The 21,243-nt window shown below is 63.4% G+C and carries 19 protein-coding genes; 10 read left to right on the top strand and 9 right to left on the bottom strand.

What is annotated here, in order from left to right:
- Positions 1-101: 101 nt before the first annotated feature.
- Together ACRDT3_RS12160 and ACRDT3_RS12155 are read left to right on the top strand one after the other, a co-directional pair.
- Entirely contained in the window at positions 102-914 is an 813-nt protein-coding gene (locus ACRDT3_RS12160) for a shikimate 5-dehydrogenase (RefSeq protein WP_431493221.1), read from the top strand.
- Positions 915-1,072: 158 nt separating this feature from the next.
- On the top strand, positions 1,073-1,948 hold the full coding sequence (locus tag ACRDT3_RS12155; protein WP_431493220.1) for a hypothetical protein: 876 nt from the start codon (positions 1,073-1,075) through the stop codon (positions 1,946-1,948).
- A gap of 60 nt (positions 1,949-2,008) precedes the next feature.
- Here ACRDT3_RS12155 and ACRDT3_RS12150 read toward each other — a convergent pair whose 3' ends face one another.
- The 5 genes from ACRDT3_RS12150 to ACRDT3_RS12130 form a co-directional block, all read right to left on the bottom strand.
- Positions 2,009-2,485, bottom strand: a complete 477-nt coding sequence (locus ACRDT3_RS12150) for an HtaA domain-containing protein (protein WP_431493219.1) — start codon at positions 2,483-2,485, stop codon at positions 2,009-2,011.
- A 91-nt stretch (positions 2,486-2,576) separates the two neighbouring features.
- Positions 2,577-3,014, bottom strand: coding sequence for a hypothetical protein (locus ACRDT3_RS12145; RefSeq protein WP_431493218.1), 438 nt, complete (start codon positions 3,012-3,014; stop codon positions 2,577-2,579).
- Between the two features lie 38 nt (positions 3,015-3,052).
- Positions 3,053-4,411 carry an FAD-binding oxidoreductase gene (locus tag ACRDT3_RS12140; RefSeq protein WP_431493217.1) on the bottom strand — a complete coding sequence of 453 codons (1,359 nt, stop codon included), beginning with the start codon at positions 4,409-4,411 and terminating at the stop codon, positions 3,053-3,055.
- A gap of 59 nt (positions 4,412-4,470) precedes the next feature.
- Entirely contained in the window at positions 4,471-5,838 is a 1,368-nt protein-coding gene (locus ACRDT3_RS12135) for an aspartate aminotransferase family protein (protein ID WP_431493216.1), read from the bottom strand.
- 5 nt (positions 5,839-5,843) lie between these two features.
- Positions 5,844-7,346 (bottom strand): CoA-acylating methylmalonate-semialdehyde dehydrogenase, encoded by a 1,503-nt coding sequence (locus ACRDT3_RS12130; RefSeq protein WP_431493215.1) that lies wholly within the window; start codon positions 7,344-7,346, stop codon positions 5,844-5,846.
- Positions 7,347-7,456: 110 nt separating this feature from the next.
- Between ACRDT3_RS12130 and ACRDT3_RS12125 the strand changes: the two genes are divergently transcribed.
- Both ACRDT3_RS12125 and ACRDT3_RS12120 read left to right on the top strand, forming a co-directional pair.
- Complete coding sequence (locus ACRDT3_RS12125; RefSeq protein ID WP_431493214.1) at positions 7,457-8,983, top strand: PucR family transcriptional regulator; 1,527 nt, start codon at positions 7,457-7,459, stop codon at positions 8,981-8,983.
- Between the two features lie 61 nt (positions 8,984-9,044).
- The gene (locus ACRDT3_RS12120) at positions 9,045-10,769 is read left to right on the top strand and encodes a DUF222 domain-containing protein (protein ID WP_431493213.1); all 1,725 of its coding nucleotides are present in this window, start codon (positions 9,045-9,047) and stop codon (positions 10,767-10,769) included.
- On the opposite strand, the gene ACRDT3_RS12115 is transcribed toward ACRDT3_RS12120, so the two are convergent.
- The 4 genes from ACRDT3_RS12115 to ACRDT3_RS12100 all read right to left on the bottom strand — a co-directional run bounded on the left by ACRDT3_RS12115 (position 10,766) and on the right by ACRDT3_RS12100 (position 15,827).
- Positions 10,766-12,688 carry an acyl-CoA dehydrogenase family protein gene (locus ACRDT3_RS12115; protein ID WP_431493212.1) on the bottom strand — a complete coding sequence of 641 codons (1,923 nt, stop codon included), beginning with the start codon at positions 12,686-12,688 and terminating at the stop codon, positions 10,766-10,768. The two genes, ACRDT3_RS12120 and ACRDT3_RS12115, sit on opposite strands and share 4 nt — an antisense overlap.
- A gap of 79 nt (positions 12,689-12,767) precedes the next feature.
- Positions 12,768-13,826 (bottom strand): ImmA/IrrE family metallo-endopeptidase, encoded by a 1,059-nt coding sequence (locus tag ACRDT3_RS12110; RefSeq protein ID WP_431493211.1) that lies wholly within the window; start codon positions 13,824-13,826, stop codon positions 12,768-12,770.
- Positions 13,827-13,983: 157 nt separating this feature from the next.
- Positions 13,984-15,363 carry an aspartate aminotransferase family protein gene (locus ACRDT3_RS12105; RefSeq protein ID WP_431493210.1) on the bottom strand — a complete coding sequence of 460 codons (1,380 nt, stop codon included), beginning with the start codon at positions 15,361-15,363 and terminating at the stop codon, positions 13,984-13,986.
- A complete protein-coding gene (locus ACRDT3_RS12100; protein WP_105657044.1) occupies positions 15,360-15,827 on the bottom strand; it encodes an Lrp/AsnC family transcriptional regulator in 468 nt (155 codons plus the stop codon). The genes ACRDT3_RS12105 and ACRDT3_RS12100 overlap by 4 nt, the downstream gene beginning before the upstream one ends.
- Positions 15,828-16,037: 210 nt before the next feature.
- Between ACRDT3_RS12100 and ACRDT3_RS12095 the strand changes: the two genes are divergently transcribed.
- The 6 genes from ACRDT3_RS12095 (at position 16,038) to ACRDT3_RS12070 (ending at position 21,212) form a co-directional block, all read left to right on the top strand.
- Complete coding sequence (locus ACRDT3_RS12095) at positions 16,038-17,261, top strand: ABC transporter substrate-binding protein (RefSeq protein ID WP_431493209.1); 1,224 nt, start codon at positions 16,038-16,040, stop codon at positions 17,259-17,261.
- Between the two features lie 15 nt (positions 17,262-17,276).
- Positions 17,277-17,483 carry a hypothetical protein gene (locus ACRDT3_RS12090; RefSeq protein WP_431493208.1) on the top strand — a complete coding sequence of 69 codons (207 nt, stop codon included), beginning with the start codon at positions 17,277-17,279 and terminating at the stop codon, positions 17,481-17,483.
- A complete protein-coding gene (locus ACRDT3_RS12085) occupies positions 17,480-18,613 on the top strand; it encodes an ABC transporter ATP-binding protein (RefSeq protein ID WP_431493207.1) in 1,134 nt (377 codons plus the stop codon). Before ACRDT3_RS12090 ends, ACRDT3_RS12085 begins: the two co-directional genes overlap by 4 nt.
- Entirely contained in the window at positions 18,610-19,533 is a 924-nt protein-coding gene (locus ACRDT3_RS12080; RefSeq protein ID WP_431493206.1) for an ABC transporter permease, read from the top strand. Before ACRDT3_RS12085 ends, ACRDT3_RS12080 begins: the two co-directional genes overlap by 4 nt.
- 1 nt (position 19,534) lies before the next feature.
- The gene (locus ACRDT3_RS12075) at positions 19,535-20,332 is read left to right on the top strand and encodes an ABC transporter permease (protein ID WP_431493205.1); all 798 of its coding nucleotides are present in this window, start codon (positions 19,535-19,537) and stop codon (positions 20,330-20,332) included.
- A gap of 379 nt (positions 20,333-20,711) precedes the next feature.
- The gene (locus tag ACRDT3_RS12070; RefSeq protein WP_431493204.1) at positions 20,712-21,212 is read left to right on the top strand and encodes a MarR family winged helix-turn-helix transcriptional regulator; all 501 of its coding nucleotides are present in this window, start codon (positions 20,712-20,714) and stop codon (positions 21,210-21,212) included.
- Positions 21,213-21,243 lie beyond the last annotated feature (31 nt).

The raw sequence follows: 21,243 nt of genomic DNA, 5'->3' as shown, positions 1-21,243 counted from the left end.
GCAGCGCAAGTTCCGGCCGGATGCCCACTGGGCCTGGCGGGATCCACGAGCCGGTGCACGTATATTGGAGGTGAACCGGCCAACACCACTGGAGATCCCGCGTGCCCATTTTGAATAAAGACATGTCCCTTTGCATTTCGCTCTCCGGGCGACCATCGAACATCGGGACGCGTTTCCACAATTACCTGTATGAAGAACTCGGCCTGAACTTCATCTACAAGGCCTTCTCCACCCAAGACCTCCCAGGAGCTATTGCCGGGGTACGCGCCTTGGGCATTCGCGGCTGCTCGGTCTCCATGCCGTTCAAGGAAGAAGTCATGGAACTGGTGGACGAGATTGAGCCTTCGGCGAGAGCCATCGATTCGGTCAACACGATTGTGAATAAAGAGGGTCGGCTCGTTGCATCGAATACCGACTTCGAAGCCATCGCCGCCCTCATTGCACGCCATGGATTGGATGCGCGCAGCAGCGTTCTAGTGCGCGGTTCCGGCGGCATGGCCAAGGCCGTGGTCGCTGCCTTCCGCGAGGCCGGTTTCAGCGACGTGACGGTGCTGGCGCGCAATACCGGTGCAGGCAAAGCCCTGGCCGACAAATATGGCTACCTATTCGCTTCGGCGGATCCAGTTCCAGGCCACCAGATCCTTGTCAACGTCACTCCCTTGGGCATGGACGGGGACCAAGCCGAAACGCTGTCATTCACAGCGGAACATATTGCCTCTGCGCAGAGCATCTTCGACGTTGTCGCTTTCCCGAGCGAGACACCACTGATCCGCGCCGCTCGTGACGCTGGCAAACAGGTCATCACCGGCGCCGAGGTCATCGCGCTGCAGGCCGCGGCGCAATTCGAGAAGTACACCGGCCAGGCGCTCACCGAGGAGCAGGTCCTGCGAGCGTCAGAATTTTCGCGGCAATAGGCGCAATCAGGCGGCTATGCGCCCTTTCGAGCAACGGTACGCGCAATATCAAGAAAATTCGATGCAATCCGAATAAACATATTCAAACCAGCTGAGCAGAATGACAAATAACAGAGGGGTTGGCCAGTTTGCGCGGCAAGTTATCGACGCTTAGGGAAATGGAATACGACAACTATTCGATATGGAAGCGCCATGCACCATGGACTATCCGGGTAGCCGTTGCCGTAGTTCTCTTCTTCGCCAGCGGGATTCTTTTGCTCAATGCCTTTTCGCTAACCAACAAGATTGAGGACACGGCACTAGCTGGGATGGCTTTCGGATCGCTCTTCATTTTTAGTGTCGGGCTCTTCTTCCTGCTGACATCGTTCGGAAAGATGCGTCTTGCTTGGCGGGCATTCTGCCGTTCCAAAGGACGCTACACCAAGGCGGAAAAGGTCATCGTCAACGAAAGGGCGGAACTCGCCCGTGCACAGGTTGCTGCTGCTCAGCTGGCGGGTGACCTTTTCGACGGAACTTGGCGACCGCAAAACCCGCCATGGGACGTTGTCTTGGGCCAGAACGAGCAGGCAATCTGTGCCGCCAATGCCAACTATGCCCGTTTCTATGGTTCTGATGTCACCTTCACGCAGAGTTCGGGCTTCCTGATGGGAAATCCAACGCTGGTTGCTGTTGGCGTTCTGGCCATGGCGTTGGGAAACAAAGCCCGCCGTACTCAAGCTGAAGCATTGGCGAAAGAACAGTGGCGTGAGCAACAGGAAGTGCTTGCGGTGGTAACGAACCACCGAGTGATCTGCCGACGCCAAGACGGAACTTGGTTGAGCTTCTACTTCAGCGGAGCCACCAGCATGGATATTGACAGCACAACCGGCACGATGATCGTGCAATTCCCGGACACTCAACCGCTGATGCTTGGTGGTACCGGCGGCTTGTTTGCTGCCGTAGCCGGGGTCTGGGCCGTCCGTGGGCAACAAGGATTGGAAAGGCACCCCGGACTTGCCTACCTGCGTTCTCTGGAACAGAACCAGATCGCCTAAGCAGTCCACAAGCACTGAGGGCCCGGCACTTTCGTGCCGGGCCCTCTTGCTGGTGAGCTGCTAGCCGCGCAGCACGACCTCGACTTCTTCCATCTGCTGGCCTGCAGGATACTGGCCGTTGAACAGCTTCGAACCTGCCTCGGTGAGCACCGCCGAGAAGCGGGTCTTGACCAAGCCGAAAGCGTTCGAAACGCTGGTTTCGGTGAGCTCGGCAATGGCAACGCGCTCGCCGGCCTCGTCGATTGTGAGGCTGATGCTCTCATCATGGTTCACGATGCGCGGCTCAAAGAGATCGAGCTTCATCATGCCGCCGTGCCCGGAGAAGGAAACACGCCCGTTGAACCAGATTTCGTTTTCCGGGACCTCGGCAGCGGGGGAGACAGGGAACGCCAACGCGTTGCCTACCTGCCATACCCCGTTGGCAGCTTCAATGCGTCCATCGGCGAGAGAAGAAATATAGCTCACGAACGAGGTTTTCAGACCCCACTCAAGATGCGGCTGGAACGGATCGCCTGCTGGCGCACCACTTCCGGTCATTGTCTTTTCCCTCCACAGGATATCGGCGTGAAAATATTCTGTGGTCAGTATTTCATACTGAAGTTAGATAATGGCGACAGTTCTCTGCAAGCTAATCCATCGTCATCTTCGGTTCAACTAATGGACGGTAGGCAGACTGCATCGAGATCTGGGCATCCTCGTAGCTGGTGCCATCGGCAAAGGCGATATCTGCTGTTGCCCACGACCCGTTCCAGTACTTGATGTCCAACTTGGTCGGCGAATATTCCTTCTGGACGTTCGCCTCGAGGTTGCTCATCGCAGTGTTGTAGCCGGTGATGCCCATGACCAGGAAGATGGCCGTCACCACCACGGCAATTCCGGCAGAAATGAACTCGGTGCGAATGGATGCGCGGCGCGCATAAGTCTGCTCCCCGTCACGCAGGCGAGTGAAGCCCTTGCGGCGGACCAGGGCGTGGATGAACAAGGGCAACCCGATCAGCAAAAAGACCACAGAAGCCGCCAGCGACATGAGGGGAAGGCCGAAGACCACCGGTAGATACTCATCCATGTATTTACCCTACCCATGTCAGTGGAGAACTTCTAGGGTTAAATCGCCTTGCCCGGGTTCAAGATGCCCTGTGGATCGAACACCGCGCGCACCCGTCGCTGCAGTGCAAGCGAGGTCTCGCCCAGCTCCTCGGCCAACCAATCCTGCTTGAGCAATCCGATGCCGTGCTCGCCGGTGAGCGTGCCGCCCAGGGCCTTGGCGAGGTGGAACATGTCTCCCAGCGCGGCCTTCGGCGGGCCACTGGTGATGGATTGGCCTTCGGGCACCACGATGATCGGATGCAGGTTGCCATCGGCGGCATGGGCAATGGTGAAGATCGATACTCCGCGTTCGTCCTCGATGCGCTGCAGGCCGGCGAAGGCTTCGGCCAAGCGATTGCGAGGCACGCCGATATCGCAGATCGAGGCGGTGCCCAGCAGCTCCATGCTCGGGATGGCCTGGCGCCGGGCTTCGATAAGCGCCTCGGCTTGTTCCTGGTCCCTGGCGATCTCGATGTGCCCGGCCAGCGGGGCGATCGCATCCTGCAGTGCCTGCATTTCCAGCTGCGCGCCATAGCCGTCGGTCTGCGCGAGCAGCAAGGCGCCGCCGCGTGATCCATGGTCGGTTCCCAGCGCCGCATCGATTGCCTTCAGGGTCTTGCCGCACATCAGCTCCAGCACCGATGGGGTCAGCCGTTCGGCGATCACCGCCGAGGCGGCCTTCGCGGCGGTATCTTCATCGGGGAAGTAGGCGACCAAGGTGGAGGTGTGCTTGGGCTTCGGGCGCAGGCGCAGCAGCGCTTCAACCACGATGCCCAGGGTGCCTTCCGAGCCGATCATCAGCGCATTCATGTCATAGCCGGCCACGCCCTTGATGGTCCGCCGCCCGGTACGCAGCAGCTGCCCGTCGGGCAGCACCACCAGCAAGCTGAGCACCGACTCGCGGGTCACCCCGTACTTGGCGCACCACATGCCACCGGCGTTGGTGGCAATATTGCCGCCGATCGAGCAGATCGCGGTACTGGCAGGATCAGGGGCGTAGAACAGCCCATGCTCGCCGGCGGCCTGGTTCACCGCCGCGTTGATCACTCCGGGCTGCACCACCGCGGTGGCTTCCACCGGATCAATTTCCAGGATCTTGTCCATCCGGGATAAATCGAGCACGATCTGCCCGGCCTGCGCACTAGAACCTGCCGCCAGCCCGGTCCCCGCTCCGCGCGGGACGATCGTGGCCCCATGCTGGTGGGCCAGCTTCATCGCCAGCACCACATCATCGATGTCCTGCGCGAAGATCACCCCGTCGGCAAAGGTTTCGGGCGCATAGCCGGAGCGGTCCACGCTGGCCTGCTTGCGGTCCTGCTCATCGAGCGAGGCACGGGGATGGGCGTAAAGCACGGGGCTGGTCGCCATGGTGTTCATCTCGATCTCCTTGGAATGCAGAACTGGCAGGACAGCGGGGCTGTCCTGCCAGTGGGGTGCTATTGAACGAACGTGTCGGCGACGATCAGGGCCTGCTCGAGGCGATCCAGCGCTTCGATGAGCACCTCATCCTCGATGTTCATGGCAGGTACCACATGCAGCCGGTTGAAGTTGGCGAAGGGCAGGAGCCCTGCGGCCTTCGCGGCGGCAACCACCTGGTTCATCTCCGGGCTGCTGCCTCCATAGGCGGCCAGCGGCTCGCGGGTCTCCCGGTTCTTCACCAGTTCGATCGCCCAGAACACGCCGGTTCCGCGCACCTCGCCCACGCTCGGGTGGTCGGCGGCGAACTGCGCCAGGCGCGGCCCGATGATTTCCTCGCCCAGGCGCTTGGCGTTCTCGACCATGCCCTCATCCTCCATCGCCGTGATGGTGGCCACCGCCGCCGCACAGGCCAGCGGGTGGCCCGAGTAGGTCAGCCCGCCCGGGTAGACCCGCTCGCGGAAGGTCTCGAAGATTTCCGGGCTGATCGCCACCCCGCCCAGCGGCACGTAACCGGAGTTCACGCCCTTGGCGAAGGTCAGCAGATCCGGAACCACGCCGGCATGGTCCACCGCGAACCATTGCCCGCTGCGCCCGAACCCGGCCATCACCTCATCGGCGATGTACACGATGCCGTGCTTCTCGGTCAGCTCGCGCACGCCCTGCAGATAGCCCGGGGGTGGCAGGTAGATGCCCGCGGTACCCGGAATGCTCTCCAGGATGATCGCGGCAATGGTGCCGGGGCCTTCCAGCAGGATGGTGTCCTCCAGGTGCTTCAGCGCCCGGGCCGTCTCCTCCTCGGGGGTGCTCGAATTGAAGTAGGAGCGGTACGGGTAGGCAGGGAAGAAGTGCACCACCCCGTCGGTTCCATGATCCGAGGCGAAGCGCCGCGGATCCCCGGTGAGGTTCACCGCCAGGTGGGTGCCGCCGTGGTAGGAACGGTACGCGGAGAGCACCTTGTGCTTGCCGGTATGCAGCCGCGCCATGCGCACCGCATGCTCCACCGCATCGGCACCGCCATTGGTGAAGAAGATCTTGTCCAGCTGCCCGGGGGTGTGCTTGGCAACCAGCCGGGCCGCCTCCGAGCGCGCGTCATTCACATGCTGCGGGGCGATGGTGGCCAGCTTGCCGGCCTGCTCCTGGATCGCGGCGATCACCTTCGGGTGCTGGTGTCCGATGTTCGTGTTCACCAGCTGGCTGGAGAGGTCGATCAGCGCGTTGCCCTCGCCGTCCCACACCCAGGAGCCTTCGGCCTTCAGGATGGTCATCGGATTGAACGGGCCCTGGGCCTGCCAGGAGTGGAAGACGTGCTTGCGGTCCAGCTCGTAGGCGTGCTGGCCAGCGGCGATATCCGCTGCGGAAACGCCCTGCGTAATTTGCTCAGTCATGGGTATCAGTCATTCTGCGGGAAGCCGAGGTTGATGCCGCCGTGGCTGGGATCCAGCCAGCGCTTGGTGATCACCTTGTTGCGGGTAAAGAACTTGAAGCCCTCCGGGCCGTAGGCGTGCTGGTCGCCGAACAGCGAGGCCTTCCAGCCGCCGAAGGAGTGGTAGCCCACCGGTACCGGGATCGGCACGTTGACCCCGACCATGCCCACCTGGATCTCGTCCTCGAAGCGGCGGGCCGCGCCGCCGTCGTTGGTGAAGATCGCGGTGCCATTGCCGTACGGCGAAGAATTGATCAGATCGATGCCCTCGTTGAAGGTATCCACGCGGACTACTGAGAGCACCGGGCCGAAGATCTCCTCGGTGTAGATGGACATGTCCGTGCCGACATGATCGAACATCGTCGGGTGCAGGAAGAAGCCTTCGCCATCGGAATCCACGGTGCCGGTGCGGCCATCGAGCACCAGCTCGGCGCCGGCGGCGATGCCGGCCTCGATGTATCCGGCCACCTTCGCCTTGTGCTCGCCGGTGATCAGCGGGCCCATGTCGCAGCCTCGGGTGCCATCGCCCACGCGCAGCGTCTTGGCGCGTTCGGCGATCTTGGCCACCAGCTCATCGGCGATGGTGTCGATCGCGACGACCACGGAGATCGCCATGCAGCGCTCGCCGGCCGCGCCGAAGCCCGCGTTGACCGCCATGTCGGCGGCCAGGTCCAGGTCGGCATCGGGAAGCACCAGCATGTGGTTCTTCGCGCCGCCAAAGGCCTGCACCCGCTTGTTGTGCGCGGTGCCGGTGGAGTAGACGTACTGCGCGATCGGGGTGGAACCCACGAAGGATACCGAGTTCACGCGCGGATCGGTCAGCAGGGTGTCCACCGCTTCCTTGTCGCCGTGCACCACGTTCAGCACGCCCTCGGGCAGGCCTGCCTCGGTGAACAGCTCGGCCAGCCAGTTGGCGGCCGACGGGTCCTTCTCCGATGGCTTGAGCACCACCGCGTTGCCGGCGGCGATCGCCACCGGGAAGAACCACAGCGGCACCATGGCCGGGAAGTTGAAGGGGGAAATGATGGCCGAGACGCCGACCGGCTGGCGCATGGACTGCACGTCGATGCCGGTGGAGGCGTTCTGCGAGAACTCGCCCTTGAGCAGGTAGGGCGCGTTGCAGCACAGCTCGACGACTTCCAGGCCGCGGGCCACTTCGCCCAGCGCGTCGTCCAGCACCTTGCCGTGCTCGGCGGTGATGATCGCGGCCAGCTCGCCCTTGCGCTCGGCCAGCAGCTGGCGGAAGTTGAACATGATCGCGGTGCGGCGGGCCAGCGAGGTGTCGCGCCACTTCGGGAAGGCGGCCGCGGCGGCGGCGATCGCATGCTCGGTAGTGGCCTTCGACGCCAGCGCCACCTGTCGGGTGACCTCGCCGGTGGCCGGGTTGTAGATCTTTCCGGTGCGGTCATCGGCGGAGTAATTGGCGTTGTTGATCCAGTGCTGCAGGGTGTCGGTCAGCGTTGCGGTCATCGTATCGGCCTTTCGAAGTTGGGTGCCTGCATTCATCATGGGTCATGGATGTGAGGGACAACACCATCACTGTGTCATGATTTAAGCACTATTGATGACGGAGTGTAAAAATGCTGACGGTGAACGAGGTTCTGCATCTGCCGGTGGTCCAGGCTGCCGACCCGCAGGTGCTCTGCGGCACCGGGATGGACGCGCAGCTCCGCTGGGTGCACGTCACCGAATCCACCGAGAACATCGACCTGCTGCTGGGCCGCGAGCTGATCCTCACGACCCTGCGCAACGTGAGCGACGTGCGCGCCTTCATCACCGCGCTGCGCGAGGCCGGGGCCGTCGGGGTCATCATCGAGGATCTTTCCGGCGCCCCCCTGGACGTCGCCGACCTTGGCCTGCCGGTCATCGCCCTGCGCACCACTACCCGCTTCGTGTCCATCACCGAGGTCATCCACCAGAAACTCGTTGCCGAGCAGCTGGAGGCCGTCCAGTTCTCCCGCACGGTGCACGAGATCTACACCGGGCTCTCGCTGACCGAGGCCGACGAAGCGCAGATCGTGGCCCGCACCGCGCAGCTGCTCTCGGCCCCCGTGGTCCTGGAAGATGTCCGCCACCACGTGCTCGCGGAGGCCGGAGCGCAACTGGAAAACTGGATCACCCGTTCGCGCTTCGTCGGGTTCCTGGAGCACACCGGACGCGCCACCGGCACCGAGAACTGGCTGCAGACCCCGGTCGGGGCCGTCCGCAGCCGCTGGGGACGGCTGATCGTCCCGGCCGTTCTGGATGACGACGACCGCGCCGCCCTGGTCCTGGAACGTGCCGGGCAGGCGCTGACCATCGCCCGCCTGTCCGGGCGCGACCAGCGCGAGCTGCTCTACCAGGCGCGCACCTCCACGCTGCACGAACTGCAGGCCGGGCACAGCTACAGCGACAAGGACATCGCCATCCGCACCCAGGCCCTGGGCCTGGCCGCCGCCGCCTACTACGTCCCGGTGGTCATCTCCCTGGCCGGTTCCGGCACGCCGACCGAAACCCAGCTGGCCGACCGCGCCCTGCTCGAGGTGCTCGACCAGCTGGCCGACGCCCTGCACCTGGGCATCCTGGCCGGCTCGCTCAAGCCCGGGTACCTGGGGCTGATCCTGCCGCTGCGCGCCCGCGAGCTGCTGGACTCCACCCTGCAGGGCTTCACCCGCCGGCTGGCCGAGCAGCTCGCCGCGCCGGTGGCCATCGGAGTGGGGCCCGAAGGTACCCTGGCCACCAGCATCGCCGGGCTGGAGGAGGCCGCGCATGTCGCGCAAATCGTCCCGCACCTGCCCACCCGCGCCCAGCCCTACTACCGCTTCGCCGACCTGCGCCTGCGCGGGGTGCTCTCGGCCATGGGCAGCGACCCGCGGATGCGCACCTTCGCCCTGGCCGAGCTCTCCGGCCTGCTCAACCCGGTCGACCACCCCGCCCTTGACCTGCTCGATCTCTACCTGGCCCACGGCGGGAACAAAACCGCGCTGGCCAAGGCCGGCTACCTCTCGCGGCCCACCCTCTACTCCCGGCTGGCCAAGCTCGAAGCCAAGCTCGGGGTGCAGCTGGACTCCGCCGAGTCCCGCGCCTCGCTGCAGGTGGCGCTGCTCTGGTACCGCATGCACGGCTGAGTTATCCACATTTTGCCGTGGCGCGTCTCGGACCGGCTGTTCCGGGCGCATGCTGTTTCCCATGAGCACCACCACAACGCAAGCACTCAAGGACCTGGCCCAGGCGGCCCGGATGGTCGCCACGGCCACCGCAGCCCTGTCTGGGGAAGTCCCGGCCGGCCACGCCGCCTGCTTCGCGATGCTCGCCGAACAGTTGTCCCGGGAACTGGCCCGCGCCCAGGTCCATGCGGCAGATCTCCTGCGCCGCACCGGCGCCCACAAGCTGGACCAGGCCTCCTTCCAAGCCATCGCCGATCTCGGGCCCGACCCCACCGTGGAGCACATCGAAGCCGCGAAGGGCAGCACCATCACGGGGCGCACGCATTTCAAGGATGCCCAGGGCCTGATGACCGGCTGGCTGGATATTCCCCGCAGCACCGCCGCCGCCCGCCTGGTGCAGGCCGACTGCCTGCTCGGCGGCGTGGACGAGGCAGGACAGGCGACGGAGCCGTGGCTGCCGGAACTTGCCGTGCAGTTCGAGGACCCGGGCATTGATCCGCGGCTGGTGGCCTCGGCGGCCATGAAGCTGCATTCTCTCCGCAAGGACCTGGGCGAGGGCCAGGCCGCGGACGAGAAGAAGGCGCTGCTCCAGGCTGAATCCGCGGCTTTCCTGCGTTCGGAGCCGAAGTCGGCGCGCAAGCACATCAACGATCTGGTCGCGCAGGTCAAGGCTGGCAAGCGTCCGCTGAAGGCGTTGCTGGACGGGATCGGGATCTTCAAGCGCGGGGTGCGCAAGGGGTTTGTCGAATACCTCGTTCGGGTTCTTCCCTCGCATTCGGCCTATATCGAGGCGTATTTCGCGAATTTGGATAATCCTGCCACCGTTGCCGGCAACCGCCAGGGCTTGAAGGACCTTGATGCCCAGTTCACCGGTGAGGAGGCCAGCGAATGGGATGATGAGGACAGCAAACCCGATTGGGCGAAAGACAGACCGGATGACGAGACGTCCGAGGACATCGAGGATCACCCGCCGGAAGAAGGATTCCACCCAGAAGTAGAGGATCTCCACTCCGACGATGATGAATTACCGCCGGAAGAAGCTGTCAATGAAGCGAAGCCGGCGACTGCTGAGTGGGAAGACCTGAAGCCCGAGCGGCGGCGGCTTGTTGGTTTCATGGCTTTGCTGATGAGCGATCGGCAACCCGGCGGGAGTCCGCCGGACCAGCAGCCGGGGCTTGCCGGCGCGCAGGTGAGCGTCATCTTGGATTGGGAGAAGCTGCGGCAGCAAACCGGGGATTTCGCGGTGACGTCCTCGGGGATCTTGCTCTCCCCGGGCGAGGCCAGGACAGCTTTGTGCAATGCGGGGATTCTTCCGGTGGTGTTGAACGGCAAGAGCCTGCCCCTGGATCTCGGACGAACGCAGCGGCTATTCACCAAGGCCCAAGTCCGAGCCCTGAGGGCAGCCTATCGAGGCTGTTCCTATCCCGGGTGCAGCATGCCTGCGCAGCGGTGCGAGGCGGATCATCTGGATCCGTGGGAAAAGGGCGGGCGTACGGATATCAAGTCCGCGGTCTTGAATTGCCTGATCCACCACACCGCCCGGCACTGCGGGTTGTTCCATGCGGTGAAGATCCTTGGGAGCCGGCCGATGGTGCTGCTGCCGCCGGAGTTGGATCCGGAGCAGAAGTTGCGGATCAACACCTATTTCATGACTCCGGCTGAAGCGTTGGAGGCTGAAGCGTTGGCGGAGGAGACCACAGTGAAGTGGCGTGCGGGATTGCTGGACGTCGAAATAGCCCAGCCCTAAGCTTCCTGCCCGTACGGCCAGCGCACATCCTCGCGAACTTCATCCGACCACTGGGCGATCCACTCTCCGGTGCCTGTCGATACATCGCGGACATCTTGTTCCAGCCACTGGAACTTCCCGTCCAGCAGGTCTGCGGCAAGCCGCCCATCGGTACCCGTGGTGTTCTTCCAGAGCCTGTCGAAATGCTCCTCGCAGCGTTGGGCAGCCTGCTCGCAGAAGGCCAGGGCCAGGCTCTGCGCCGAGTTGCGCTGTCCAGCCGGGGAATCCGGCAACGCGGTGGTCTTGGCAATCACCGCGGACATGGCGAACAGCTCCGCGCCGATATCCACGATATGGCCCAGAAAGACCTGCTGCTTTTCCATGCCGGCCTGCCAGCGCGCCATCCCGGCGAACGTCTGGCGAGCCAGCCGCCGCGAGGTCCGCTCCACGTAGCGCAGGTGCTTGGCCAACGCGCCGTGCTCGGAATAGGAATTCGGAACCGAACCTGCGCCCACCGCAAGCTTGGGCAGCCAACGGGCATAGAACCCCGAGGCGGCTGCCGCGGCACGGGCCTTTTCCTCCATGCTAGACCCGGCACGAGCCAGATCCCCGGCAGCCTGCAGGTGGGTATCCACCGCCTCGCGGGCAATCAGCAGGTGCATGATTTCGGTGGAGCCCTCGAAGATGCGGTTGATGCGCAGATCGCGCAGCATCTGTTCGACCGGGACCGCGCGCTCGCCGCGCACCGCCTGCGACTGCGCGGTCTCGAATCCGCGGCCTCCGCGAATCTGCAGCAGCTCATCGGCGATCGTGCAGGCAACCTCCGAAGCCCAGAGCTTGGCCAGCGCCGCTTCGATGCGAATATCCTTCATGCCGGCATCGGCTAGCCGGGCGGAAACCTCGAACACCGCTTCCAGCGCATAGCTGCTGGCCGCGATGTAGGCGAGCTTGCTGGCGATGGCTTGGTGCTTGCCGACCGGGTGGCCCCACTGCACGCGGGCCGCAGACCATTCCCGGGCGATCTTCGTGGACCATTTGCCGGCCCCGGCGCACATGGCCGGGATGGACAGGCGCCCGGTATTCAAGGTGCTCAGCGCGATCTTCAGCCCTGAGCCTTCCTTGTCCAGGCGGTTGGCCGCCGGCACGCGGACCGAGCGGAACCGGGTCACCCCGTTCTCGATTCCGCGCAGGCCCATGAACTGGTTGCGGTTCTCGACGATGATGCCCGCGGTATCGGCCTCGACAATGAAGGCGGTGATTCCGCCGCGACCTGCTGGCTCGCCGCCCACGGCCTCATGCGGCTGCACTGCGGCCATCACCACCAGCAGCTCGGCGACCACCCCGTTGGTGGTCCACAGCTTCGCGCCATCCAGGATGTAGTGGCTGCCGTCGTCGCTGAGCCGGGCCGTGGTGCCCAACCGGGCCGGGTCGGAGCCGACATCGTTCTCGGTGAGCAGGAAGGCGCTGATGGCTCCGGCCGCGCAGCGCGGCAGGTATTCGCGTTTTTGCTCCTCGGTGCCGAAGGACTTCACCGGCTCGGGGACGCCAATGGACTGGTGGGCCGAGAGCAGCGCGCCGAGGGCGGGACAGACCACGCCGACCCGCATCAGCGCCCGGCCGTAGTCCAGCAGGCTCAGCCCCAGCCCGCCGTATTCGATCGGGATCTTCATGCCGAAGGCGCCGATGCGGCGCAACTGCGCAATATATTCGTCGGGGATGCGCGCCTTGGCTTCGATGCGTTCCGGGTCGATGCCATCGAGGACCGCTTCGAGCTGCGGCAGGAACTTCTGGCCGCGTTCTGGATGCAGGTCGCCGGGCAGCGGCTCGATCAGCGAGAAGTCCACGGACCCCATGTACAGGCCCTTGGCGAAGCTGGCCCGGTCGAACCGCTCGCGGGACTCCTCGGCGATTTGCCTGGATTTGTCGGCGTTGATTTGCATGGCGATCCCCTTTGGCTCGGCGATCGGCCGCGGCGCCATCGCCTGGTGGCACCAGCGTAGCCCCGAAACCGCGGGGTTGCTAGAGCGCGTGCAGGTGGCCGCGGATCGCCTGGCCGGCGTCGTGCAGGTTCTCGCCTTCAAGCAGCACGAACGCCTGCCCAAAGGTCAACTCGTGAATCTGCGAGGCCGTTTGCCCTAATTCGCGGGCGATCCGTGCCGTGCTGGCCCGATGATCGCGCTGCAGGGAGGGGAAGACCAGGGAGAAGACCCGGGAAATCAGCTGCTGGTGCTCCTGGTCCGGTTCCAGCGCCAGCTCCTGGGACAACCACCGGTAGGTGCCTTCGCCCAGCAAGCCGCGGGCACGCGAATGCGCGAGGATCACCTGGGCCGGTGCCCCGAACTGTTCCTGGAGTGCCAGCAGCTGCGGGATCTGCAGGGAATCGGAGACCCGCACCTGCAGGGACAGGGAGGGCAGGATCAAGCGTGCCGCGAAATCATCAGCTTCGCGTTCCGCGGCGGCAATCTGCTCGCGGTTCTCGCCCAGCGAGGAGTGCATCAGCAGATGCCCCAGCTCGTGGGCCATCGCCAGGCGCTGTGCATTGCGGCTGCCGGCGGCCAGGAAGATGAATGCCTGCCCGTCTTCCCAGAAGCTGAAGGTCTTGACCGCTTCGTGCGAGGCCGGCAGGCTCAGCACCCGCACCCCGTGGGATTCGAGCAGATGCAGCAGATCGGGCAGCGCGCCGCATCCCAGATCCCATTCGGTGCGCAATTGCGCAGCGGCATCTTCCGGAGTGAAGCCGCACAGCTGGGGGATCTCGGTGTGCGGGAGCCGGAAGTTCCGCGTGATCAGACTGTAGAGTTCCACGCCGTTGCGGCCCAGCGCGGCGGCGGCGACCTTCTGCGCGGTGCTGGTGCGGCGCGGGGAGCGGAAGAAGATCCGTTCGGTGTCGATGCCCTGGGTCGCGGGAAGCCGGAAGAACTGCGGCGCGCAGCCCAGCGCATCGGCCAGTGCAAGGGAAAGATCCTCGGGAGCACGGGCAAGTTCGCGCTCGCAAATACCCAGCGAAGCGGCCAAGGCGGACCGGCTCAGCGCTGCACGTTCGCGTGCCAGCCTGATTCTGGTCGGTTCCAAAGTCATGAGGTTCCTGCAATCTTCCAAAAGGCGATCTTGATCGTCTAATGACCTCAGACTAGTGGCCTATGCCACAAAGCACCAATTGCGTGCAGCTTCGTGAAGTAACACGCTCTGACTTGCGACAAAGGCTCGCAGGCGGTGCCTGCGAGCCTTCGTGGCGCTAGATCTTGCTGGCCGCTTCCTTCAGCACGGTGCGCAGGATGGATTCGATCTGGTCGAACTCCGGCTGCCCGATGGTGATCGGCGGAGCCAGCTGGATGACCGGGTCGCCACGGTCATCGGCGCGGCAATACAATCCCGCCTCCCACAGGGCCGGGGAGAGATACCCGCGCAGCAGGCGCTCGGACTCGGCATCGCTGAAGGTTTCCTTGGTCGCCTTGTCCTTGACCAGCTCGATCCCGTAGAAGTAGCCGGCGCCACGCACATCGCCGACGATATCCAGATCGGTGAGCTTGGACAGCGTGGACTTGAACGCGTCAGCGTTGTTCTTGACGTTCTCGTTCAAGCCTTCGCGTTCGAAGATGTCCAGGTTCGCCATCGCCACCGCGGCCGCCACCGGATGCCCGCCGAAGGTGTAGCCGTGGTAGAAGGTGGTATCGCCCTTGGTGAACGGCTCGAACAGCTTGTCGGAAACGACCATCACGCCCAGCGGGACGTAGCCGCTGGTCAGCGCCTTTGCCGAGGTGATGATGTCCGGGACGTAGCCGAAGTCGTTGCAGGCGAACATCGAGCCGATGCGGCCGAACGCGCAGATGGTCTCGTCGGAAACCAGCAGTACGTCGTACTCGTCGCAGATCTCGCGCACCCGGTCGAAGTACCCCGGTGGTGGCGGGAAGCAGCCGCCGGAGTTCTGCACCGGCTCCAGGAAGACCGCGGCCACCGTGTCGGCGCCTTCGAATTCGATGGCTTCGCGGATGCGCTCCGCGGCCCACAGCCCGAAGTCCTTCTCGTTTTCCGCGAACATTTCCGGTGCGCGGTAGAAGTTGGTGTTCGGCACGCGGAAGGTGCCGGGCACCAGCGGCTCGAACGGGGTCTTCATATCCGGCAGCGAGGTGATGGCCAAGGCCCCCTGCGGGGTGCCGTGGTAGGCCAGGGCGCGGGAAATGACCTTGGTCTTGCCCGGCTTGCCCTTCATCTTGAAGTGCTGCTTGGCCAGCTTGAAGGCGGATTCGACCGCCTCGCCGCCGCCGGTGGTGAAGAAGACGCGGTTCAAGTCGCCCGGCGCATAGCTGGCCAGGCGCTCAGCCAGGTCGATCGCCGGTTCGTGGGCGTAGGACCACAGCGGCATGAATGCCAGTTTCTCGGCCTGTTTGGCCATGGCTTCGGCCAGTTCGGCGCGCCCGTGCCCGGCATTGACCACGAACAGCCCGGCCAGGCCGTCGATGTATTCGCGTCCGGCATCGTCGTAGATCTTGTGCCCCTCGCCGCGCGAGATGATCGGAACATGCCCGCCGTTGGAAATTCCGGAGTGCCGGGCCATATGCATCCAAAGGTGATCGCGAGCGGCTTGCTGGCGATCGGTACCACGTGGTGTGTTCATCGTGTTCCCCAGTTGTATTCCTGTTTTTTGAGTGAAAGGTAGGTGTACGTATTGGTGCTGACCACGCCTTCGAGCCCGCGGATCGTTCCGATCACGCGCAGCAGGTCCTCATCGTTCGAGCAGATGACCTCGGCGAGGATGTCCGAGCTGCCGGCGGTGACCACGCAGTAGTCGACTTCCGGAAGCTCGGCGATCCGGTCGGCGGTGCCGCTGATGTCGCTGGCGGCGACGACGCCGATCATTGCCTGGCGGGTGAAGCCCAATTCCAGCGGGTTGGTGACTGCGACGATTTGCACGACGCGGCTCTCGACCAGCTTCTGCACGCGCTGGCGCACAGCCGCTTCGCTCAGGCCCACTGCCTTGCCGATGGCGGCATAGGAGCGCCGCCCATCTTCCTGCAGCTGCTCGATGATCTCCTTGGAAATTTCATCAATGGCCTGTGCCGTATGCGAGGGCAGCGTCATATCGACCTCCTAGGTCTAAGGGACTTTCCACAGACCCTACCGTCACTGATTCAGTTGCGAAAGGGGTATTTTTGAAAGTTTTCAGTTTTCGTAACCTAATTTTTACAAGGAAACTTGCGTCCAGGTCTTGTTGGACCTGTGCATTGCTGGCAGGATGAACGACAACACTTTTATGTGTGGCCGATCACATTCGTCGTTAGGATTCCAGCCATGTCGCACTCGCAACGCCGACTTCCGCAAGACCCCCAAGTCCGCGCACTGGTCCAGGCCATGAGCCAGCGCAGCTACTCGCGCCGCACGGTGCTTTCCGCCGCCGGCGCATTGGGCCTGACCGGGCTGCTCGCAGCCTGCGGCACCGGAGGAAGCGGCACCAAAGCCGCGCCGTCGATCAAGGACATTTCCGAAACCGACCCCACCGTGAACTGGGCCAACTGGACCCTGTACCTGGATTACGACGACGAGAAGAAGACCTATCCGACCCTGGATGCGTTCACCAAGAAGACCGGCATCAAGGTGAACTACCGCGAGGATATCGACGGCAACGACACCTACTACGGCAAAGTGCAGGGCCAGCTCAAGGCAGGCCAGGACATCGGCCAGGACGTCATCACGATGACCGACTGGATGGCCGGGCGCATGATCCGCCAGGGCTACGCCCAAGAACTGGACCTGGCGAACATTCCCAACTCGGCCAACCTGCTGCCCAACCTGAAGGACGTGGACTTCGACCCGGGACGCAAGCACTCGCTGACCTGGCAGTCCGGCTACGCCGGCATCGCCTGGAACAAGAAGGCGTTCCCGAAGGGCCTGGAATCCGTCGAGGACCTCTGGGATCCAAAGCTCAAGGGCCGCGTCACCGTGCTAGATGAAATGCGCGACACCATCGGCCTGCTGATGATGCAAAACGGCGTGGACATCGCCGGCCAATGGGGCGAAAGCGAATTCGGCGCCGCTACCGACGTGCTGCGCGAGAACATCGGCAACGGCCAGATCCGCCAGGTCAAGGGCAACTCCTACAAGGAGGACTTCATCTCGGGCGACGCGATCGCCGGCATCGTCTGGTCCGGGGATATCGTGCAGATGAACTTCGAGAACGATGACCAGTGGGAGTTCGTGATCCCCGAGGCCGGAGGCACCCTGTGGAGCGACAACCTGATGGTCCCGGTCGCCTCGCCGCGCAAGGCCAACGCCGAGAAGCTCATGGACTTCTACTACGACCCGGCCGTCGCCGCGCAGGTGGCAGCCTACGTGAACTTCATCTGCCCGGTGGTCGGCGCCCAGGAAGAAATGGAAAAGATCGACCCGGAACTGGTCGGCAACCCGCTGATCTTCCCGACCGATGAGGACCTGGCCAAGGCACATGTATTCCGCTCGCTGGAAGCGGATGAAGAGACCACGTTGAACTCTGAATTCCAGAGTGCAATCGGCGCCTAGAAAGCAAGGAACACCATGACTCGCCAACGAGCCATCATCTACCAACGCCAGCGCCCTCTCCCAGGCATCGGTGCCGCCCAGGCCCCGCGCCGTTCGGCACCTGCCGGATCTGCGGGCCCGGCCAGCTCCAGGGACTTCTTGAAGCGGGCAACCTCCGAACGTGTTTTACCGGCAGCAGAAACCGATTTCCAGAACCAGTTCCAGGAAGTGATAAGGGCATGACAACCTTGGCAACGCGTACCGAAACCACTGCCACGGGTGCGGATCTGCACCTGTCGGGCATCACCAAGCGCTTTTCCAGCTTCGTGGCGGTCAAGGACCTGGATTTGGTGGTCCCTTCGGGCACCTTCTTCGCCCTGCTCGGACCGTCGGGTTGCGGCAAGTCGACCACCCTGCGCATGATCGCGGGCCTTGAAGCCCCAAGCGAGGGCAGCATCTCGATCGGCGGCCAGGAGGTGACCGCACTGGCCAGCCACCAGCGTCCGGTGAACACCGTGTTCCAGTCCTATGCGCTGTTCCCGCACATGAGCGTGCTGGAAAACGTGGCCTTCGGGCTCAAGCGCAAGAAGGACAAGCAGGCGATGGAGAAAGCCAGGGCCGGGCTGGATTTGGTGGAGCTCGGCCACCTTGCCAATCGCAAGCCGATCCAGCTCTCGGGCGGGCAGCAGCAGCGCGTGGCCTTGGCTCGAGCGCTGGTCAACCGCCCGCAGGTGCTGCTGCTCGATGAGCCCCTCGGTGCACTGGACATGAAGCTGCGCCGCCAAATGCAGCTGGAGCTGAAGAACATCCAGACCGAAGTGGGCCTGACCTTCATCCACGTCACCCACGACCAGGAAGAGGCCATGACCATGGCCGACGTGGTCGCGGTGATGAATGGCGGACGGATCGAGCAGATGGGCCCGCCGCGCGAACTCTACGAACTGCCCAAGACCGCGTTCGTCGCTAACTTCCTGGGCAAGTCCAACCTGATGCGCGGCACGGTAAGCGGCAATGAGGCCGGCATGCTCAGCGTCACGGTCAACGGCCAAACCATCTTGCTGCCGGCCGACCGCGCCGTGCAGACTGCAGGGGAAGTGGTCGTCGGGGTGCGCCCGGAGAAGATTTCGATCTCGCGCGACGGGTATGCGGGGGAGAACCGCTTGACCGGCACCGTGATCGACGTGTCCTTCACCGGCACCACCACCGAATACCTGGTCGAGGTGGACGGGATCGGCACCCTGGGAACCTTCGCGCAGAACCGCGGCCAGCAACCGGCGGCCGAAGGCGACACCGTGCACCTGTCTTGGGATGCGCAGCATTCCTTTGGCCTGGCCGGTGCCGAGCACGAGGACGACGGAGTTGACCAGCCATGACGGTGATCACCAAGAAGGGCATCGCCGATCTGCGCAGTGCCGAGGAAATCAGGGCGGAGCGGCGCAAGGGCCGCACCGGTGTCTACCTGATCGCCCCGGGCATGCTGGTGCTCGCCCTGTTCTTCGCGCTTCCGGTGATTGTCCTGCTGGCAATGAGCCTGTATGTGAAGCCCGAAGGCGGGGAAATCGGCGAATTCGTGCCGGGCTTCGAAATCGGCAACTACGCCACGGTGCTTGCTGCCTATTGGCCCGAGCTGCTGCGCTCCTTCGGCTTCGCGCTGATCGCCACCGTCCTCGCCTTGCTCATCGGCTTCCCGATGGCCTATCTGGTGGCGGTCCGCTTGCGCGAGAAGACGCTGCTGCAGGGCATCTTGCTGGTGCTGCTGATCGCCCCGTTCTTCTCCAGCTTCATCCTGCGCACCCAGGCCTGGAAGCAGATCCTGGCCGATGAGGGGTTCATCGCCCAAACGCTGAAATTCCTGGCGATCCTGCCAGCTGACGGGCACCTGACAGCCACCCCGCTGGCAGTGGTCGCGGGCCTGACCTATAACTTCCTGCCCTTCATGGTGCTGCCCATCTACGCGAACCTGGGCCGGCTGGACACCCGCCTGCTCGAAGCCTCGGGGGATCTGTACGCCAGCCCGATGACCTCGTTCTTCAAGGTGACGCTGCCGATGAGCGCACCGGGCGTCTTCGCCGGCACCCTGCTGACATTCATCCCGGCCGCCGGCGACTACGTCAACGCGGCCCTGCTGGGCAATAACCGCAATACGACGATGATCGGCCAGGTGATCGATTCCAGATTCTTCAAGGTCATCGATTACCCCGGGGCCTCGGCCCTGAGCTTCGTGCTGATGGTCTCGATCCTGATCCTGGTCACGATCTATATCCGCCGCTTCGGCACCGAGGAGCTGATGTAGCATGAAGCAGAAAATTGGACGCTGGTTCATCCCCGCTGTTGGCGGGCTGGCCTTCATCTACCTCTTGGTCCCGATCGCTTACATCTTCGTGTTCTCCTTCAACGATGCCGGCCGCACCAACCTGGACTGGCGCGGCTTCACCCTGGAGAACTGGCAGAACCCCTGCGGCGCTCCGGCGGTCTGCGAATCGCTGGTGCACTCGCTGCAGGTCGGCACGGTGGCCACCATTGCCGCCACCGCCTTGGGCACGCTGATCGCCATCGGGCTGGTCCGCTACAAGTTCCGTTTCCGTAAGCTCACCGATGTGCTGATCATTTTGCCGTTGGCTACGCCCGAGGTGGTGCTCGGCGCCTCGCTGCTGGCACAGTTCCTGAACCTCGGTTGGGAACTGGGCTACGCCACCATCGTGATCGCCCACATCGTGTTCTGCATGTCCTTCGTGATCGTCACCGTCAGGGCGCGCGTTTCCTCGCTGGATCCGCGACTGGAAGAAGCGGCCGCCGATCTCTATGCCTCGCCGCGTACGGCCTTCTGGAAGGTGACGTTCCCGTTGCTGCTGCCAGGCATTGTGGCCGCCGCGCTGTTGTCCTTCGCGATGAGTTTCGACGATTTCATCATCACGAACTTCAACTCCGGCACCTTCCAGACCTTCCCGAAGTTCATCTACGTGGCTGCTACCCGTGGCATCCCGGCCCAGGCGAACGTGATTGGTTCGGCGATGTTCATTCTGGCGCTGCTCGTGGTGGTCATCGGACAGGTGATCAGCTACCGCAAGAAGAAACAGCTGGAAAATTCCTAAGTGCCAATGGCCCGCGCTCTTCAGCGCGGGCCTTTCGCGTTGCCGGCTTGCCCGCTAGTCAAAGACCGGGAAAGTCACTAGCATGAGCGTTACCCAGCTGGCACCTTGCACCCGCTTGGAATTGCATGTTCTTGGACTGGGGACGGCATCTGGCTATTCGCGTCGGCGGATCGCTGTTCTTCCAGTTCATAGCAGGATCGTTGGCTGCAAGAAGCAGCCGCGATCGGGGCCATTAAGGTGGCTGGCGGAATGAAATATTGGCAGAGCGCTGGAATATGGGCATCTGGCATATAGTAAATACTTAGCTTTACAATATATGGTCTACAGGTTGATACCTTGCTGACCTGTAAGTGCAGGTCTATAAATGATTGGAAACTTCATGAGCGATAAGCCGGTTTGGCTCTCTGGGCCTGAACGCGACGCCTGGCTTGGACTACATGCTGTCATGACTTTGCTTCCGGCTGCCCTGGATTCCGATCTGCAGGGCCTGGAAGGCATCACGCTTTTCGATTACCACATGCTCGCCATGCTTTCCGAGGCCAAGGATCATCAGCTGACGATGACGACCCTGGCTTCGCACACCAGTGCCTCGCTTTCGCGACTGTCGCATGTGGTGAAGAAGCTGGAGAAGCGCGGCTGGGTTATCCGCGAGCAGTCCGCAGAAGATGCCCGTGTGAAAATCGCCTCATTAACGCAGGCCGGATGGGAAGCTGTGCAGCAAATGGCGCCTCATCACGTTGCCTCGGTGCGCGGACTTCTCTTCGATACCCTCGATGACAAGGACGTTAACGATCTCACGCGGATCGCAAGGAAGATTACAACTTCGCTTGACGCGGATCATTGGATACTGAATTCTGAAAAGCTCGATTTGGAACACTGAGGAATTCTCGATAAGCTAATCAGGCGTTAAT

Source organism: Glutamicibacter sp. (assembly GCF_050701915.1).
Classification (GTDB): domain Bacteria; phylum Actinomycetota; class Actinomycetes; order Actinomycetales; family Micrococcaceae; genus Glutamicibacter.
The sequence above is the reverse complement of the archived record's forward strand: the minus strand, read 5'-3'. Positions and strand labels throughout refer to the sequence as shown.

Excerpts from the sequence above, each read along its gene's own strand:
- ACRDT3_RS12155 (WP_431493220.1), top strand. The coding sequence starts at position 1,073 with ATGGAATACGACAACTATTCGATATGGAAGCGCCATGCACCATGGACT.
- ACRDT3_RS12150 (WP_431493219.1), bottom strand. The coding sequence starts at position 2,485 with ATGACCGGAAGTGGTGCGCCAGCAGGCGATCCGTTCCAGCCGCATCTT.
- ACRDT3_RS12145 (WP_431493218.1), bottom strand. The coding sequence starts at position 3,014 with ATGGATGAGTATCTACCGGTGGTCTTCGGCCTTCCCCTCATGTCGCTG.
- ACRDT3_RS12140 (WP_431493217.1), bottom strand. The coding sequence starts at position 4,411 with ATGAACACCATGGCGACCAGCCCCGTGCTTTACGCCCATCCCCGTGCC.
- ACRDT3_RS12135 (WP_431493216.1), bottom strand. The coding sequence starts at position 5,838 with ATGACTGAGCAAATTACGCAGGGCGTTTCCGCAGCGGATATCGCCGCT.
- ACRDT3_RS12130 (WP_431493215.1), bottom strand. The coding sequence starts at position 7,346 with ATGACCGCAACGCTGACCGACACCCTGCAGCACTGGATCAACAACGCC.
- ACRDT3_RS12125 (WP_431493214.1), top strand. The coding sequence starts at position 7,457 with ATGCTGACGGTGAACGAGGTTCTGCATCTGCCGGTGGTCCAGGCTGCC.
- ACRDT3_RS12120 (WP_431493213.1), top strand. The coding sequence starts at position 9,045 with ATGAGCACCACCACAACGCAAGCACTCAAGGACCTGGCCCAGGCGGCC.
- ACRDT3_RS12115 (WP_431493212.1), bottom strand. The coding sequence starts at position 12,688 with ATGCAAATCAACGCCGACAAATCCAGGCAAATCGCCGAGGAGTCCCGC.
- ACRDT3_RS12110 (WP_431493211.1), bottom strand. The coding sequence starts at position 13,826 with ATGACTTTGGAACCGACCAGAATCAGGCTGGCACGCGAACGTGCAGCG.
- ACRDT3_RS12105 (WP_431493210.1), bottom strand. The coding sequence starts at position 15,363 with ATGAACACACCACGTGGTACCGATCGCCAGCAAGCCGCTCGCGATCAC.
- ACRDT3_RS12100 (WP_105657044.1), bottom strand. The coding sequence starts at position 15,827 with ATGACGCTGCCCTCGCATACGGCACAGGCCATTGATGAAATTTCCAAG.
- ACRDT3_RS12095 (WP_431493209.1), top strand. The coding sequence starts at position 16,038 with ATGTCGCACTCGCAACGCCGACTTCCGCAAGACCCCCAAGTCCGCGCA.
- ACRDT3_RS12090 (WP_431493208.1), top strand. The coding sequence starts at position 17,277 with ATGACTCGCCAACGAGCCATCATCTACCAACGCCAGCGCCCTCTCCCA.
- ACRDT3_RS12085 (WP_431493207.1), top strand. The coding sequence starts at position 17,480 with ATGACAACCTTGGCAACGCGTACCGAAACCACTGCCACGGGTGCGGAT.
- ACRDT3_RS12080 (WP_431493206.1), top strand. The coding sequence starts at position 18,610 with ATGACGGTGATCACCAAGAAGGGCATCGCCGATCTGCGCAGTGCCGAG.
- ACRDT3_RS12075 (WP_431493205.1), top strand. The coding sequence starts at position 19,535 with ATGAAGCAGAAAATTGGACGCTGGTTCATCCCCGCTGTTGGCGGGCTG.
- ACRDT3_RS12070 (WP_431493204.1), top strand. The coding sequence starts at position 20,712 with ATGAGCGATAAGCCGGTTTGGCTCTCTGGGCCTGAACGCGACGCCTGG.